Genomic DNA, 15,082 nt, shown 5'->3' on the forward strand with positions numbered 1-15,082 from the left:
TTATCCACAGGGTCTGGGGATAACTTTTTGACGTGATTATCGTCACCAAACTGAAATACTTCCGTTACCAGCACCTTTTCTAAACGTGACACAGGTCATTCGAACATGGGCAAACATGCAGGTCAACGAGTTGTCGCGCGGGCGAGACAAAATCGCCGGAAACAACGGAAAGGTTACAAAGCCGTGAACTGCGGGGACGCGGTGCGCAGGGGGCAGGAAAAAGTTATCCACAGATTGCCCGGAGTTATCCACAGGGGGTAAAACGGGACAAAAATGGCGGTTACCCGTGCAGGGCAACCGCCACTTTTGTTGCTGTTGTCATGTGGCCCCGTAGGGCCGCCGTTTCACACGCTTAAAAATTTAAGCGGAAACGACCTCAAAGTTCACGCGTGCAGAGACATCATCATGCAGGTTGACCAGAACGTTGTACTTCCCGGTACCCGTGACAAGTCCCTTCGGAACCTCAATAGCGCGCTTTTCCAGAAGCGGACCGCCGACAGCCTTGACAGCCTTGGCGATGTCATCGGCCTTCACGGAGCCGAAGAGCTTGCCGCTCTCAGAAGTGCGAACGCTAATGGTTACACCCTTGAGCTCCTGCAGCTGCTGCTTGAGCTCGATGGCGTGCTCACGGTCGCTAATAGCGCGAGCCTCGCGAGCCTTCTTAATTTCCTCGATCTGCTTCTCAGCACCCGGGGTTGCCACGATGGCAAGCCCGCGCGGAAGCAGGTAGTTACGTCCGTAGCCGGGCTTAACCTCGACGATGTCGCCTGCGACACCGAGGTTATCTACCGCAGCGTTGAGGATCAGTTTCATGATCACTCCTCAAAGTAAGTAGGTAAAAATTTGGCTTTCAATGTATTAAAACGGCGGTTCGCCATTGGCGTCGCCACCGAAACCACCGGCAGGGCTCGAACTATTCCACGGATCAGACTGCTGCGACTGCTGCTGCTGAGGGGCGCCGAAGCCACCCTGGTTCTGCTGCTGCTGGCCGCCGCCGAAGCCGCCGTAGTTGTTGTTGCCGTTCGCGTTGCCACCACCACGGTTGAAGTTTCCGCCACCGGAACGTTCGTTGCGGGTGACCTGGGCGGTAGCGTAGCGCAGGCTCGGACCAACCTCATCGACCTCAATCTCGAAGATCGTGCGGTTTTCCCCCTCGCGGGTCTGGTACGAGCGCTGGCGGAGCCGGCCGTTGACGATGACGCGCATGCCCTTGGACAGGGAATTGGCGACATTCTCGGCAGCCTCACGCCAGATGTTGCAGGTAAGGAACAGGGCCTCTTGGTCTTCCCACTGGTTGGTCTGGCGATTAAACGTGCGGGGAGTGGAGGCGATGCGGAAATTCGCAACCGCCGCGCCCGACGGAATGTAGCGCAGCTCAGGATCAGCAACGAGGTTGCCGACAACAGTGATGGGAGTTTCTCCGGCCATAATTTCTTACCTTTCGCGATGCAGGTGGACGTATTGGTTCCATCCTAGAATGGATGAACCACACGCGCAGGGTTTAGCGGTCGCCCCGCAGAACCTTCGTGCGCAGCACCATTTCACTGATGCCGAGCAGACGGTCGAGCTCAAGAACGGTATCCGACTCGCAGGTCAGATCGAGGACAACGTAGATGCCCTCTTCCTTCTTGTTAATGGGGTATGCCAAACGGCGCTTCGGCCAAACGTCAACCTTGTCTACGGAGCCGCCTTCCTTGCGGACTACCTCAAGGTACTTGTCTAGGGACGGGGCGACAGTGCGCTCGTCCTGGGAAGGGTCAAGAATGACCATTACTTCGTAGTGACGCACGGGACCTCATCACCTCCTATGGTCTAGTAGTTACAGTTTCGGCCACGCACTATCTTGTTGCGCGTGGCAGGAGGGTCGTTGCGTCAGCAACCACCCCAGGGTACACCACAGGGGTTCCTACTGCAAAGGCGTGCCACTCATGAATGTGGAGGCCACCGTGAAACTGAAGGGGAGGACTAGGACGAAGATGATGGCGACGGCGAGGCCGATGCGGAATCGCTTTTTGTTTTTGGTCACCATGAAGGAGTAATAGGCTACGCCGAGGCCGACGAAGCCGATCGCCACGCAGACGATGCCCATGAGGGCCACCTGCTCGATAGTAAACGGGCCGTACATCAGATATACGCCGCCTGCCAGATCGCCACGTACAGGGGAAGGACCGTCACCAGGAGGAAGGCCAGCAGCATGAGGACGAGGATGAGCTTTTTGGACTTGCCGTAGAAGAACAGCGCGAAGGAGATGGTGAAGAGCAGAAATCCGAGCGCCACCGAGACGATGGTGAGGATGACCCACATGGACAATGGACTAGTTCCCTTCTGTGCGTCGGGGACGGATGGTGGCGGGGTCGAAACCGCCGTGGCTATTTCTCACCTTATCCGGAAGGCGATCCGCAAGGACGAGGATGACGGAGACGACGACGGCGATGAGGAGGCCATCGCGGACAAGGATAATGACGTTTAGCAGCTCGGGGCCCAGGCCCTTGTTCTCCACGCCGAGGAGATGCCACATGAGGATCGGCCAGACAAGCGCCTCTGCCGCAGCCCAGGAGGCGACGAGGCGCCAATGTGGCAGCGCCAGCACGACAAGGGGGAGGAGCCAGAGCGAATACTGCGGGCTCCAGACCTTGTTGAAGAGGAGGAACGCCGCCACGATGAGGAGCGCGAGCTGCACCAGACGGGGTTCTTTGGGGCACCGAATACCGAAGACGAAGACCGCGGCGCAGGAGGCGGCGAAGAGGACGAAACTGACGACGTTGATGGTGGCGGGGGAGAGATCCAGGCCGAACAGGCGGGAGGCCAGCTGGTAGATCGTGGTCCACTCCGCGCCGCGCTCCGAATTGAGGCGGAAGAACTCCCGCCACCCCTGAGGGAACCAGATGGCCACCGGGAGATTGAGGAGCAACCACGTGAGCGCCGCCGTGGCCGTGGTGACGAGGAAACCGCGGAAGACGCGGCGGCGCACCGCCAGCGTCAGGACCGCGCCGAGGAGGAAGAGCGGCCACAATTTCAGCGCCGTGCCCAGGCCGATGAGCAGCCCGGCGCGCACGAAACGGCGCTTGCCCAGCGCCTCGATCGCCAGCACCGCGCAGAAGATGGGGAGGATGTCATAGTTGGTGAACGCGTGGACGATGACGAGGGGAGAGGCCGCCACCAGGACGATGTCCCAGACGCGGTTGCCGGCCAGGCGCGACAGCGCGCGGATGGTGAGGAGCCAGAAGAAACCGAGGACGAAGGCCGTGATGGTGAAGTAGACGGAGACCTCGGGGGCGGGGATCCAGGGGGCGACGGCGACGAGCCCGCGGGTGAGGGAGGCCATGAGGTACATGAAGAAACCCGAGGCCACGGGGTATTCCATGTAGCGGGTCTGGTCGCCCTCCTGCCAGGAGTAGGCGTAGGGGAGGTGACCCGCCTGGAGGCCCTCCACGTTGTAGAGGGGGATGATGTCTGAGTAGCAGGCGGCCACGTACTGACGGTGACCTGACCAGTTGAGGTCCCAGTGGGCGTCGACAAGCGAACCGGTGATGCAGGGGACGCGGAAGAGGTAGGCGAGGGCGAGGAACACCATCGCCGTGAGCGTGAGGACGACCTGCGGTGACAGGCGCTGGCGGCCGATGAGCGCGTGACGGCCGGGGCGGCCGCCGAGGAACTCGACAAAACCGCTGGCCAGCGGCTCCGTGAAGGAGGGGAGGACACGCCCCTCGTCGCGCGCGAGCACCGCCATTTACGCCGCCGGGATGAGATTGCCGAGGTCAGGCAGGGGAACCTCCGGGAGCGGGGCGGGGGCCGGCGGTGCAGGCTGGGGAGCAGGGGCCGGGGCCTCCGGGGCGGGAGCCTGCGGAGCCTGCTCGCCAGACGGGGCGGCGTTGCTCGTGGGAGCCTGGGGGGTCGCGGCGCCCGTCGGCGCAGTTTGGGTGGGATACGTGGTGCCGTAACCGACGCCCGAGCCCGCGGCGTTGTAGCCGAGGCCGACGGGGAGAGTGAACTCCTCCACGGGGGCGTCGGCAAGCTGAGCGTCCATCGTCTGGCGCCAGATCGTGGCCGGGATGCCCGCGCCGTAGACCGAGCCACCCCACGAATTCACAAGCAGAGAGTTATCGGAATTGCCGACCCAAACCGCCGTGGCGAGCTGTGGCGTCGAACCGATCATCCAGGCATCCTTCGTGCCCCAATCGCCGAACTGCGTCGTCCCCGTCTTGGACGCGCTCGGACGATTACCACCTGCGAGAACGTTGCCATTGGACCAGGCGGCGATGGGCAGCATCGCGGCGGTAACACCATTGGCCGTGTTCTTGCCGACGCGGCGCTCGCCCTCGTTGTTCTTGAACTCGTAGATGACCTCGCCCGAGTTCGTGGCCACCGACTTCACGAAGTGCGGCTGATGCCAAATGCCATTATTGGTCAACGTGGCCAAACCGATCGCCATATCCATCGGGCGGGTGGGGTACTGACCGAGGATAATGCCCTCATACGGCTCGCCATTCGGCTCACTCAGGGTGGGGGAACCATCCGGATTCTGCTTGCGCACACCCAGCGCCCACGCCATATGCTGCGTATCCACCGGGCCGTTGTCCAGATCCTTCTGTAGGCGGATGAAGCTCGTGTTGAGACTCATCTTCGTGGCCTGCTGGATCGTGCACGTGCCGCACGTCATGCCATCCGAGTTGGTCACCGTCGCGTTGCCCGTCTGCACCGGATCCGAGGAATACATCCTGTTCAGCGGGATGCCCTGCTGGAGGGCCGCCGCCAGACCGAAGATCTTGAACGTGGAACCCGTCTGCACCGGGGCATTCGCGTAATCCCAACCATTGGGATCCTCGCCGCCGTAGTAGGCCTTCACCTCGCCGTTGCGCGGATCGATGGAGACCACGGCCGTACGCATCTTGTCCACCTGGCTGGCCAGGTTATCCTTGACGATCTGCTCCGTATCTGCCTGCGCCTGCGCGTCGATCGTGGTGGTGATCTTGAGCCCCAGGGTCTCCACGTCCTCCTCGGAAATGCCGACCGTGGCAAGCTCCTCCACGACGCGGTTCTTGATCAGGCCATTGGCACCCGTGGCCTCGGTGAAGGCGCGGTTATTCGCCGGATCGATCGTCTCCGGGTAGCGGGCCTGGGCGCGCTGCTCCTGCGTGATCGCACCCGTGTGCACCATGCCATCGAGCACGTAATTCCAGCGGGCCTCCGCCTCCTCGCGGTTCACCCACGGATCCAACTGGCTCGGACGCTGAATCGCCGCCGCGATCACCGCCGACTCCTCCGGGGTAAGCTGCGACAGGTCCTTGCCGAAGTACGCGTCCGCCGCGGCGGCGACACCGTACGCATTGCGGCCGAAGTAAATCGTGTTCAGGTAGGCCTCGAGGATCTCCTCCTTCGACCACTCATTGGTCATCTTCGCACTCGCCACCAGCTCCCGCAGCTTACGGCTAATCGTGCGCTCGTTGCCCACCAGGGAGTTCTTCACGTACTGCTGGGTAATCGTCGAACCGCCGCCGGCGGACTCGTTACCCGTCAACATGCCCCAGGCCGCGCGCGCATAACCCGACAGGGAGAAGCCGGGGTTGGTGTAAAACTCCCGGTCCTCCGCCGCGAGGACCGCGTCCTGGAGGTGTTGCGGGACCTTATCTAAGCTCACCTGGCGGCGGTTGCCCTCCGGCGGCACGAGGCGGGCCAGCTGCGTCTCACCATCGGCGGCGTAAATCGTGGCGATCTGCGGATTAGTCAACTCACCCGGCTCCGGGATATCGGCACGCACATAGGCGACGCCGAACAGCACCAGCGGCACAATAATGATGACCGCCAGCAGGCTCACCGCGATCTTCGCCCAGACGGGAAGACCCTGCGCACGGTTCTTAATAGCACTCGCCGACGCCTTCCGCTTCGGCTCCGAATTACTGCGAGACATGTGTGATCGTGTCCAACTTCTCTTGCGGGAAAATATAACGGTAGATAGCTTAACAGTACGCGGTCACACGCCCGGCTGGAAACCGCTCGCGGGCAGGACGGTGGACGTGCGGAGAAGGTAATTCCACTTGCAGGACGTGCAGACCTCGACCTCGTGAAGATCGAAGGTGAGGCCCTCGGCGGCGAAGGCGTCAATCTCCTCCAGGCTGCGGGCGGTGCCGGCGCGGCTCTTCAACTCGTCGCCGTAGACCCAGTAGACCGTGCGCATCTCTTTTTCGCCGCAGATCGGGCAGGCGGCGGAGGAGGGGTAGCCGTGAAAATCGGCGGCGGCGAGGAGGAGAAAGTCCGCGTCCTGCACCGCCTCGCGGGAGACGAGGCCGACCTGATAATCCTGGATGAGGCGCGCACGCGACAGGCGATGACTCACCCACGGCATGATTGCAACCACGACAACACTCCCTTTTTGTCTCGGATACTAGACCTTCCTACATTTCTACCAGAAAGAGCAATTTATAGGTTTAAGGGGCATAGTGTACGCACGGATTGCTCGTACACGCAGGTGAGCGGGCACCCACCCGCCTATGCATGCATAACACGCGCACGCACGGTAACCAAACTGTAGCTAAGCCTGGCGCTATCGACGTTCAGACCAACAGTCTCACTGTGTCATATTTTATTAACAATAGAATGGTTTTCAGGTTAAAATAGGATCAATTTTGCGACAGCCAGGAAAGATGGTGCGCGTTCCCTAAAAAGAAAGGACACAGGTTCCATGAGTGTGACACCGTACGAGGTCGCGGACGCAATCCGCGCAGACATGACGGTTTTATACGTCAACTACTTCCGACTTGCAGACAACGGCGATCTCACCGGACCACAACTCACCATCCTCAGCATGCTGGACAAGGAAGGCCCCTCCCGCGTCTCCGACATCGCCCAACAAGAAGGCATCCAGATGCCTACGGCCTCCAACGCCATCCACAACCTGGAAAAGCGCGGACTGGTCAAGCGCGAACGAGACCCCTTCGACCGACGCGGCATCCTCGTCTCCATCACGAGCGACGGCCACGACACCGTGAACGAGGTGGGCAAACAACGCACCGCCCACCTCGCCGACGTGCTCTCCGTGCTTGACCAGGACGAGCTGGAACTCTGCACGAAGCTCGCACCCGTGATCAAGAAGCTGGCCAACTCCTACAACGCATTGCATAAGAAAGAAGCAGAGTAGACACAACAAAACAGGCCTTTTTACCGCACCCGTGACCTACGATAAAGGAAACGGGTTTTGTTCCCGTCCGCGCCCTAGTGCACAATTGGTGTGGCCTAAGGACCCGAGGGAGAAGAGGTATTAGTGGATAGCGATGCGCCGCTCCGAGTACTCGTCGCCTGGCACCCCAACGCGTCAGGGAACGAAGCACTAGAGTTCGCTGCCTGGCTCTGCCGCACAACACCGACGGTGGTGCGCACTGTAACGATCGTCGTCAGGCCCTGGCTCACACTGTCGAAACTATCCTCCAAGTACGAGAAACAACTGGCCAAGGAGGCACACCGCGCCAAGGCGCAGGCGAAGAAAGCACTCACCGCCGCTGGGGTTCCCGAGGAATGTTGGGACCGGCCCGTCCACACGCTTGTCGACGGCTCCTCGCAGCCCGCTCTCCTCAACGAACAGGCAGCCGAATTCAACGCGTCGCTCATCCTGTTCGGCTCGCAGGGCGCCGCACAGAAAGGATCCTTCCGGGCCAACTCCACTGTTGAGGCGCTGCTGCACTCCTCGCCCTACGCGCTCGGGCTCACGCCGCGCGGGCCAAAACTGGCGAAACACGGCGTCAAGCGGCTCACCGTCGCGTTTACGTCGATGCAGCCGGAGGAAGACACGCTGGCAACGGCGGTGAACCTGGCGACACGACTCGACGTCCCGATGCGGGTGCTCGCCATCCTGCGCGAAGACGTAGACACGCCGACATCGCTGCAGTCCGAACTACAGCACTCCTCGCGCGAGGATGCGCTGAGCTTTCTAGACAAGCTGCACGATGAAATCGTCGACAAGCACCAAAACATGAGCATCGAAACAGAGCTTGCATACGGACCCAACGTCGCCGACGCCATGGAGACCCCACGGTGGAAAAAGGGCGACCTCTTGCTCATCGGATCCACCCCCGTCGGCGCCCTCGAACGCGTCTTCGTCGGCTCAGCCGCCGGCGAAATCCTGCGCAACATCAAAACACCAGCCATCGTCATACCCGCAGGGAAAGGTCAACAATGATCGCCATCGTCACCGGCGCCACCGGGGGAATCGGACAGGCACTACTGCCGCTACTCGTGGACGGCGGATACCACGTCTACGCCGCACAACACGCCACCGATGGGGCGGCGCGCGACGGCGTGACCTGGTTCGACGGCTGGGACGTGCCCGATGTGGAACGGATCGACGCGCTCATCCACTGCGCGGGTGTGTGCAAACTCGGGCCGCTCGCCGAAGTGAGCGAGGAGGAATGGCGGCGGGCGATGGACGTCAACGTCATCCGGCCGGCGCTGATGACAAGCGCGGCGCTTCCTTTACTGCGCGGCGCGGGCGGACACGTTATATACGTGAACTCCGGCTCGGGGCTTACGGCCAAGGCGCAGTGGGGGACGTACTGCGCGTCCAAATTCGCGGCCAAGGCGTGGTGCGACACGCTGCGGCAGGAGGAACCCGACATCCGCGTCACGTCGATTCACCCAGGCAGGATAAATACGGGGATGCAGGAAAGGATCGTCGCCAAGGAAGGCGGCGTATACGACGGGTCGCGGTACATCCAACCGGCGACCGTCGCCCAGGCCATTATTCACGCGCTGGAAATGACGCGCGACGCGACACCCACCGAAATCATGATCAGGCCGCGATAAATGTTCGGGAAGAAATACAGCGAGGCAGACCTCGAATTCGACCCGCTGCTGCGCCTCGAACGCCGCCACGCCAGCTCCGTCCAAGCCGTCGTCTGGGGATTCACCGTCCCCGCGCTCACCATCATCACCGGGCTCATCGTCGCCTTCCTCGGACGCGCCTCCGGCGGACCGCTGTGCGAGGCGGGGCTCGCCACCTGGCTGTGCACCAGGTGGTCCGAGATCGCCATCTGCGTGGCGCCGCTCGTGGTCGCCTTCGGCGGACTCATCGGCGCCGGCATCAACTGCTATATCAAATTCAAAACATATAACCGCTGGTGGCCGTGGCTCGCCGTGATGTGGGTGCTCATCCCGTTCTCGCTCGGGTGGATGGCGTCCTTTGGCACAATCGCCATCATCGGGCGGGGGTGACGGGGAGGCTAGAGACTACCGTTAGCACAGGCGTCGCAAAGCAAAACCTGGATGCGATTGCCGTCCGCATCGTCCCGATTGTGGAACGTGTTCGTCGGGGCGCCACAATCCGCGCAGTGGCCGAGCTGGGCCGCATCCTCACCGAACTCCATGTGCATGCGATCATCGAAAACGTAGAGGGAGCCCTCCCACAGACCACCGTTACCGTAACGCTCACCGTAACGAACGATGCCGCCATCGATCTGGTAAACCTCGTCGAAACCGCGATTCTTCATCAACGCCGACAAAATCTCACACCGGATGCCGCCCGTGCAATAAGTAACAACTGGCTTATCCTTCATCCAGTCATACTTGCCAGACTCCAGCTCGCCGATGAAATCATGCGTCGTGTGCGTGTCCGGTACCACGGCATTCTTGAACTTACCGATCTGCGCCTCCATCGCATTGCGGCCATCGAAAAAGACAACATCCGAGTTATTCTTCACGAGCTCATTGACCTGCTCCGGCTTCAAATGGACACCGCCGCCGACAACGCCGTGCTCATCCACCTGCACCTCATCGGGGACACCGAAAGAGACGATCTCATCGCGGACCTTGACGGAGAGGCGGGGGAAATCATGGCCCGTGCCCTCCGACCACTTGAACTCCGTATCCTTAAAGGCCGGATACTGCTTCATCCCCTTGATATACGCCTTACACGCGTCGATCGGGCCGCCAACCGTGCCGTTGATGCCGTGCTTGCTCACCAGGATGCGGCCCTTGAGGCCGAGCATCTCGCACAGGCTCTTTTGCCACAGCTTGATCGCCTCCGGGTCGGCGAGGGGGGCGAACTTGTAATACAGGAGAATCTTGTTAACTGCCACGCATACAATCTTAAGTGGACACGGGGCGGGGGCTAAATTTGTGGGGCGGATGGTGGTCTTCGCTCCATCGCGGCCTGATGAGGTGAGCACCACACGCGTTGCAAGCCCGGCCGTGGTGGCCGGACTCTTTGCCAGACTTGGGTCACGTGTGGGTGATGGAGATCATCCTTGACACGTGGGCCTCGGGGTTTGGTTGTGTTTGGGCTAAAAAGGGTGCTACTCAAGCGGGTATTTTCCGGGGTAATCTACAAGACTAATTTCCAGTAGGTAGAACGATCCATACGATTCGCAGGTACGGTGATTCTCTTTGCGGTAAGGGGAGGTAGCTTGCGCATTAGCCGAAAATGAGTCTTCAGAGGTCGCGAAATGAAGTAATCCGCATCAGCAGAAAACTCGCATTTCCATACCAACGACTCTTTGTCCGTACGGATCGAGCAAATATTAGGAACTTCAACAGCTAGTGCGCGGTGATGAGGTGCGCACGCGTTGAAAGCCCGGCCGTGGTGGCCGGGCTTTCGGGTGTTCTGGGCATGCCAAATGGCCCGAGTGTGTGCTCGGGCTTTTGGCGTGGGGGGTTACCCGGGTGGGCTGGGGTCGATGGGGATGCCGAGTTGCATCCGGGCAAGACGCACCGCACCGCCTTGGGCACACGGGTGCATGTTGAGTTTCAGCGGGCCACCAAAGGCAGGCTGCCAGTATTCCAGGCCATCGATTCGCACCATGTGACCATGCTTCGGCTTATCCAGATCATCATCGTTAATGCCATTGTGGTAGTCACACAACACCATCAAGTTCTCTGATACGGTTTTCCCACCATGCTTCACCGGTTTAATGTGATGAATCTGCGACTTACTGGCGGGTCTGCCGCAGCCGGGCCAGGCGCACACCGGGTTACGGGTTGATTGAATAAACCGCTCCAACGGATCCGCACCACGAGAATCCGGTGTCATCTCCACCCGATACACACCAAAATCCTTCGGCCCCAAAGGACTAACAAGAGCAACAAGACGCTCCTCAGCAAGCTTTGCCCGCACGATCTCTTCACCGGAGATGGTGGCACCGTTAGTCATGGAGAAAACAAACTTCCCCCGCTCCATCTCCGTAACGTGAACATACGGCATCGTAAACGGAATCACCAACAACGGGACAGCAACAGGGGGAAGCTCCCCATCATTAGCCGCAAGCGCAAGCTTGATCAAACCATCGGCAGGACACTTCGTGTCCGTTGCTTGTGCCCGGTCAAAAATCTGCTTCACCCGCGACGACTCCGCCGTCAAGGTGAGGGTTGCGAACGTGGAATTCGGGATCGCCCGATACGTCAACTTCTTATCCGGATTATCCGCCCGGGTGTACTCCTGCAGGAGACGCGCACCCTCCGCGTTAATCGCGGTGATGTCCCGACCATAGGGAACAAGAGCCTCACGGATCGTCCACGCATGCTTCTTCGGCAGCTTCACCACAAACCGCTCAATAGCCTTCAGCGAAGCAAAACTACACCCGGCCACGGTGGCCTTTTCACGGGCTAGCTCCTGCTTACGTGGGGCGCTGGCGCGCCCAAAGTAGATACCAGCAAGCTTCTTAATATCGTGGGCGGTCGTTGGATCATAACCCAGGCGAACCAAAGCTTTTTTGGACATGCCAAACGCCTCCCCGGCGATCACCATCGCCTGCGACAGGAGGGAAGCACATTCCGTTAAAGCGGTCATGCCACACACAATAAAGCGCGTAGGGGAGGGTGCAAAGGGTGCGCTTGGAATCTGTGGATAACTCGGGTGGGGCTGCGGAGGTTATGCACAAAGTGCAGCTAGATAGAGGGTGACGATGAAGGCGAGGGCGAGGAGGATGGGCGTCGACAAGCTAAAGCGGGGGGAGAGCCAGACGCCGAGGGCTGTGCCGACGGTGTTCTGGAGGACGTCGTTAAGGTCGGTGAAGCCGAGGGCGAAGGCGAATTGGGAGAGCTCGACGAGGAGTGAGACGGCGAGGCCGAGGAGGACCGGGTGGCGGGCGCGGTGGGCGAGGACCCAGCCCAGGGGGACGAAGAGGATTATGTTGCTGACCAGGTAATATAAGGGGATTATTGGGGAGGAGTAGCGGAAAAAATCCCCGAAGGGGAGGAGGCGAAGCGCCCGCGTGTGGTGGACGCTTGCCTCCCAAAGTCCGGGGATGGAGACGGCGGATTTACCTACCGTGAGCAGGACAATCAGGCCGAGGGCGGCGGCGAGGGTCGCCCAAAAGCGTGTCCTGGACATGGATTACTTCTTCTTGTAAAGGGATTTGCGCTGGTAGACGGGTTCGCTGGTGACGAGGATGCCGAGGTTGCGGAAGATGCCTTCGTCGACAGAGCCGAGGATGGTTGTCGTGTGGACGTCGCAGCCGCAGAGATTGCCCAGCTCATCCAGTGCGCGGCGGGCGTTTTCGTCTGTGGACGCAGACACCGAGAGGGCGATGAGGACCTCGTCGGTGTGCAGGCGGGGGTTCTTCGAGCCGAGGTGCTTGGTTTTGAGCGTTTGGATCGGCTCGATGGACTCGGGGGAGAGGAGGTCGATGGTCTTATCGATCCCCGCGAGGTGTTTTAGGGCGTTCAAGACCATTGCCGAACAACAGCCGAGAAGAGGGGACGTCTTACCAGTGATGATGGTGCCGTCGACAAGCTCAAGAGCGGAGGCGGGGGCGCCGGTGAGCTCTGCAAGCTCCTTGGCCGGGGCGACGACCCGACGATCCTTGGTGGACAGACCGGCCTTGGCCATGACCATCGCGGCGCGGGAGGAAAGGGTATCATCCAGGGCGTTTTGCTTCTCCTCGACGCGGGCCTTGAAGTAGCGGCGGATGATTTCCTGGCCGGCGGCCTCGCGGCAGACCTCATCGTCGACAATGCAATTACCAGCCATGTTGACGCCCATGTCCGTGGGGGAGTTGTAGGGGCAGCTGCCCGTGGCCTTCTCCAAAAGCGTCTTGAGCAGCGGGAACGACTCCACATCACGGTTGTAGCTGGAGACCTGCTTGCCGTAGGCGGCGAGGTGGAAGGGGTCGATGACGTTGAGGTCCGCGAGATCCACCGTCGCCGATTCATAGGCGAGATTCACCGGGTGTTCAAGCGGGAGATTCCAGATGGGGAACGTCTCAAACTTCGCGTAACCTGCGGGAATGCCGCGCTTGTTATCGTGATAGACCTGCGAAAGACACGTGGCGAGCTTGCCGGAACCCGGGCCGGGAGCGGTGACAATGATGAGGTCACGGGAGGTTTCCACGTACTCGTTGCGTCCGAAGCCCTCCTCCGACACGATCGTGTCCGGATTGTTGGGATAACCAGGGATAACGCGGTGGCGGCGGACGGTGAGACCGAGGCGCTCGAGCCGATCGCGGAAATCGAAAGCCAGCGTGTTATCGTCCTCGAACTGCGTGATGACCACCGTCTGCACAAGGAAGCCGCGGTCACGGAAAATATCAATGAGACGCAATACGTCGTCCTCATAAGTGATGCCAAGGTCCGCGCGCACCTTCTGGCGCTGCAGATCCTTGGCATTCATGCAGACGAGGATTTCCAGCTCGTCTTTGAGGGTCTCCAACATTGCGATTTTGTTGTCGGGGGTGAACCCTGGGAGCACGCGCGAGGCGTGATAGTCATCGAACAGCTTGCCACCCATCTCCAGGTACAGCTTCCCGCCGATGGAGTCCCGTCGCTCGGCGATGTGCGCCGATTGCATCTGTATATACTTATCGCGATCAAATCCTCGTTTCACGTTCTTCCAGCGTAGCAGAGGTTGGGGTGGGTCTTTCAAAACGTTAGGTCAACGGGCATTTTGGTGTGCATTAGAATGGGTCGGTATGCCAGAAGGTCATGTGATTCACCGGTTAGCGCGCACACTCACGGACACGTTTGGGGGAAAGCCGGTCGACGTTTCGTCCCCACAAGGTCGGTTCAGCACCGAGGCCGACGTGCTAAATGGGGCGGAGCTTATCGATGCCTTCGCGCACGGCAAGCAGCTCTTCATCCGCTTTGCGGGGGAGAGGTACATCCACATTCACCTCGGGTTGATTGGGAAGTTCAAAGTCGCGCCGCTGGCGGCGCCGGTCGGTGTCGTGCGGCTGCGGATTGCCAACGGAGAGATGGCAGCAGACCTGCATGGGCCCCAGTGGTGCCGGTTGGTGTTGAAGTCTGATGTAGAGAGGGCCCGTGACAAGCTAGGAAGCGATCCACTAGAAAACGGTGCGATTGCACCGAACCTGGCGCGGGTGCGACGCACAATTGGGGCAGCGCTCATGGACCAGTCGCTGTATGCCGGCGTGGGCAACATTTACCGTTGTGAGGTGCTGTTTCGGCAGGGAATCTCTCCGTTTGCGCCGGCAGCGGCGGTCGACGGGCAGGCGCTCTGGGACGACCTCGTGCAGCTCATGGAGTATGGGGCACGAACCGGGCGGATCGACACCGTGCGGGCGGAGCACTCGCCGGAGGCGCAGGGACGGCCGCCGCGCGAGGACGCGCACGGCGGGGAGGTGTACGTGTACCGGCGGGCGGGCCAGCCGTGTCTGGTATGCGGGACGCCGGTGGAGATGACGGTGGACGGCGGGCGGAAGCTGTACTGGTGTCCGACGTGCCAGGCGTAGGTTGCTTAGGGGCGCTTGCTGGCCTTGGGGCGCCTACCAGTTGTAATAGGGGATGAGCGGGTCGGCGTCAGCGTGCTCGGCGCGGTGGGTGATGGTGAGGCGACCAATGACCCAGCCGACGAACGCGACGATGGCGAGGCACAGGGCGCCGAGGAGCCAGCCGTGCGGGTCGGTGGAGGAAAAGAGGCTGGTCATGCCGATGGCCTTGGCGTAATCGGTGAGCGCAAAAGTGCAGTTGCCGTTTTCGAAGATGGTGATGATGCGGGGATCCTCACTGGTGTCGAGGAAGTGGAACCAGACGGCGGTTTTGAGCAGGAGAGACGCCGTGATGCCACTGAGGCCGACGCCGACTGTTCGCATGGCCTGTTTCATCTCCGTGCACGCTCCTTTTGCCTGTTGAATCGCCTTGTCCT

Annotated in this window: 18 protein-coding genes; 5 read left to right on the forward strand and 13 right to left on the reverse strand. The window is 60.8% G+C overall.

The genetic code is table 11. The annotated features are described in order from the left end of the window. Positions 1-360: 360 nt before the first annotated feature. The 8 genes from rplI to CGLUCO_RS12795 form a co-directional block, all read right to left on the reverse strand. A complete protein-coding gene (gene rplI / locus CGLUCO_RS12760; RefSeq protein ID WP_084036448.1) occupies positions 361-813 on the reverse strand; it encodes a 50S ribosomal protein L9 in 453 nt (150 codons plus the stop codon). A gap of 45 nt (positions 814-858) precedes the next feature. After that, positions 859-1,428, reverse strand: coding sequence for a single-stranded DNA-binding protein (locus tag CGLUCO_RS12765; RefSeq protein ID WP_084036443.1), 570 nt, complete (start codon positions 1,426-1,428; stop codon positions 859-861). Positions 1,429-1,501: 73 nt separating this feature from the next. Then, a complete protein-coding gene (gene rpsF, locus CGLUCO_RS12770) occupies positions 1,502-1,789 on the reverse strand; it encodes a 30S ribosomal protein S6 (protein ID WP_081446544.1) in 288 nt (95 codons plus the stop codon). A 117-nt stretch (positions 1,790-1,906) separates the two neighbouring features. Beyond that, the gene (locus tag CGLUCO_RS12775) at positions 1,907-2,125 is read right to left on the reverse strand and encodes a hypothetical protein (protein ID WP_005391648.1); all 219 of its coding nucleotides are present in this window, start codon (positions 2,123-2,125) and stop codon (positions 1,907-1,909) included. Beyond that, on the reverse strand, positions 2,125-2,304 hold the full coding sequence (locus CGLUCO_RS12780; RefSeq protein WP_005391647.1) for a hypothetical protein: 180 nt from the start codon (positions 2,302-2,304) through the stop codon (positions 2,125-2,127). Before CGLUCO_RS12780 ends, CGLUCO_RS12775 begins: the two co-directional genes overlap by 1 nt. 10 nt (positions 2,305-2,314) lie before the next feature. Then, positions 2,315-3,730 (reverse strand): glycosyltransferase family 87 protein, encoded by a 1,416-nt coding sequence (locus CGLUCO_RS12785; protein WP_084036444.1) that lies wholly within the window; start codon positions 3,728-3,730, stop codon positions 2,315-2,317. Continuing rightward, positions 3,731-5,908, reverse strand: a complete 2,178-nt coding sequence (locus tag CGLUCO_RS12790) for a transglycosylase domain-containing protein (RefSeq protein ID WP_084036445.1) — start codon at positions 5,906-5,908, stop codon at positions 3,731-3,733. 63 nt (positions 5,909-5,971) lie between these two features. Next, complete coding sequence (locus tag CGLUCO_RS12795) at positions 5,972-6,355, reverse strand: DUF5318 family protein (protein ID WP_070740985.1); 384 nt, start codon at positions 6,353-6,355, stop codon at positions 5,972-5,974. Between the two features lie 324 nt (positions 6,356-6,679). Between CGLUCO_RS12795 and CGLUCO_RS12800 the strand changes: the two genes are divergently transcribed. The 4 genes from CGLUCO_RS12800 (at position 6,680) to CGLUCO_RS12815 (ending at position 9,201) form a co-directional block, all read left to right on the forward strand. Then, on the forward strand, positions 6,680-7,135 hold the full coding sequence (locus tag CGLUCO_RS12800; protein ID WP_005391642.1) for a MarR family winged helix-turn-helix transcriptional regulator: 456 nt from the start codon (positions 6,680-6,682) through the stop codon (positions 7,133-7,135). Positions 7,136-7,258: 123 nt separating this feature from the next. Then, on the forward strand, positions 7,259-8,170 hold the full coding sequence (locus CGLUCO_RS12805; RefSeq protein WP_005391640.1) for a universal stress protein: 912 nt from the start codon (positions 7,259-7,261) through the stop codon (positions 8,168-8,170). After that, positions 8,167-8,793 carry an SDR family oxidoreductase gene (locus tag CGLUCO_RS12810; RefSeq protein ID WP_084036446.1) on the forward strand — a complete coding sequence of 209 codons (627 nt, stop codon included), beginning with the start codon at positions 8,167-8,169 and terminating at the stop codon, positions 8,791-8,793. The genes CGLUCO_RS12805 and CGLUCO_RS12810 overlap by 4 nt, the downstream gene beginning before the upstream one ends. Then, positions 8,794-9,201, forward strand: a complete 408-nt coding sequence (locus CGLUCO_RS12815) for a hypothetical protein (RefSeq protein WP_005391637.1) — start codon at positions 8,794-8,796, stop codon at positions 9,199-9,201. Between the two features lie 8 nt (positions 9,202-9,209). On the opposite strand, the gene trhO is transcribed toward CGLUCO_RS12815, so the two are convergent. The 4 genes from trhO to CGLUCO_RS12835 form a co-directional block, all read right to left on the reverse strand. Then, positions 9,210-10,064, reverse strand: a complete 855-nt coding sequence (gene trhO / locus CGLUCO_RS12820; RefSeq protein WP_084036447.1) for an oxygen-dependent tRNA uridine(34) hydroxylase TrhO — start codon at positions 10,062-10,064, stop codon at positions 9,210-9,212. A 575-nt stretch (positions 10,065-10,639) separates the two neighbouring features. Further along, positions 10,640-11,770, reverse strand: a complete 1,131-nt coding sequence (locus CGLUCO_RS12825) for an HNH endonuclease signature motif containing protein (protein ID WP_198481456.1) — start codon at positions 11,768-11,770, stop codon at positions 10,640-10,642. Positions 11,771-11,851: 81 nt separating this feature from the next. Beyond that, positions 11,852-12,313 (reverse strand): VanZ family protein, encoded by a 462-nt coding sequence (locus CGLUCO_RS12830; RefSeq protein ID WP_050762625.1) that lies wholly within the window; start codon positions 12,311-12,313, stop codon positions 11,852-11,854. Between the two features lie 3 nt (positions 12,314-12,316). Then, on the reverse strand, positions 12,317-13,804 hold the full coding sequence (locus CGLUCO_RS12835; RefSeq protein ID WP_034988591.1) for a DUF1846 domain-containing protein: 1,488 nt from the start codon (positions 13,802-13,804) through the stop codon (positions 12,317-12,319). Positions 13,805-13,889: 85 nt separating this feature from the next. Between CGLUCO_RS12835 and CGLUCO_RS12840 the strand changes: the two genes are divergently transcribed. Next, on the forward strand, positions 13,890-14,669 hold the full coding sequence (locus tag CGLUCO_RS12840; RefSeq protein ID WP_084037311.1) for an Fpg/Nei family DNA glycosylase: 780 nt from the start codon (positions 13,890-13,892) through the stop codon (positions 14,667-14,669). A gap of 33 nt (positions 14,670-14,702) precedes the next feature. Here the strand turns inward: CGLUCO_RS12840 and CGLUCO_RS12845 are convergent, their stop codons facing one another. Beyond that, positions 14,703-15,041 carry a hypothetical protein gene (locus CGLUCO_RS12845; RefSeq protein ID WP_005391631.1) on the reverse strand — a complete coding sequence of 113 codons (339 nt, stop codon included), beginning with the start codon at positions 15,039-15,041 and terminating at the stop codon, positions 14,703-14,705. Positions 15,042-15,082 lie beyond the last annotated feature (41 nt).

Source organism: Corynebacterium glucuronolyticum DSM 44120 (genome assembly GCF_030440595.1).
GTDB classification, from domain to species: Bacteria; Actinomycetota; Actinomycetes; order Mycobacteriales; family Mycobacteriaceae; genus Corynebacterium; species Corynebacterium glucuronolyticum.

Coding starts and splice junctions, on each gene's coding strand:
- rplI (WP_084036448.1), bottom strand. CDS start 813: ATGAAACTGATCCTCAACGCTGCGGTAGATAACCTCGGTGTCGCAGGC.
- CGLUCO_RS12765 (WP_084036443.1), bottom strand. CDS start 1,428: ATGGCCGGAGAAACTCCCATCACTGTTGTCGGCAACCTCGTTGCTGAT.
- CGLUCO_RS12775 (WP_005391648.1), bottom strand. CDS start 2,125: ATGTACGGCCCGTTTACTATCGAGCAGGTGGCCCTCATGGGCATCGTC.
- CGLUCO_RS12780 (WP_005391647.1), bottom strand. CDS start 2,304: ATGTGGGTCATCCTCACCATCGTCTCGGTGGCGCTCGGATTTCTGCTC.
- CGLUCO_RS12785 (WP_084036444.1), bottom strand. CDS start 3,730: ATGGCGGTGCTCGCGCGCGACGAGGGGCGTGTCCTCCCCTCCTTCACG.
- CGLUCO_RS12790 (WP_084036445.1), bottom strand. CDS start 5,908: ATGTCTCGCAGTAATTCGGAGCCGAAGCGGAAGGCGTCGGCGAGTGCT.
- CGLUCO_RS12800 (WP_005391642.1), top strand. CDS start 6,680: ATGAGTGTGACACCGTACGAGGTCGCGGACGCAATCCGCGCAGACATG.
- CGLUCO_RS12810 (WP_084036446.1), top strand. CDS start 8,167: ATGATCGCCATCGTCACCGGCGCCACCGGGGGAATCGGACAGGCACTA.
- CGLUCO_RS12815 (WP_005391637.1), top strand. CDS start 8,794: ATGTTCGGGAAGAAATACAGCGAGGCAGACCTCGAATTCGACCCGCTG.
- CGLUCO_RS12825 (WP_198481456.1), bottom strand. CDS start 11,770: ATGACCGCTTTAACGGAATGTGCTTCCCTCCTGTCGCAGGCGATGGTG.
- CGLUCO_RS12830 (WP_050762625.1), bottom strand. CDS start 12,313: ATGTCCAGGACACGCTTTTGGGCGACCCTCGCCGCCGCCCTCGGCCTG.
- CGLUCO_RS12840 (WP_084037311.1), top strand. CDS start 13,890: ATGCCAGAAGGTCATGTGATTCACCGGTTAGCGCGCACACTCACGGAC.
- CGLUCO_RS12845 (WP_005391631.1), bottom strand. CDS start 15,041: ATGAAACAGGCCATGCGAACAGTCGGCGTCGGCCTCAGTGGCATCACG.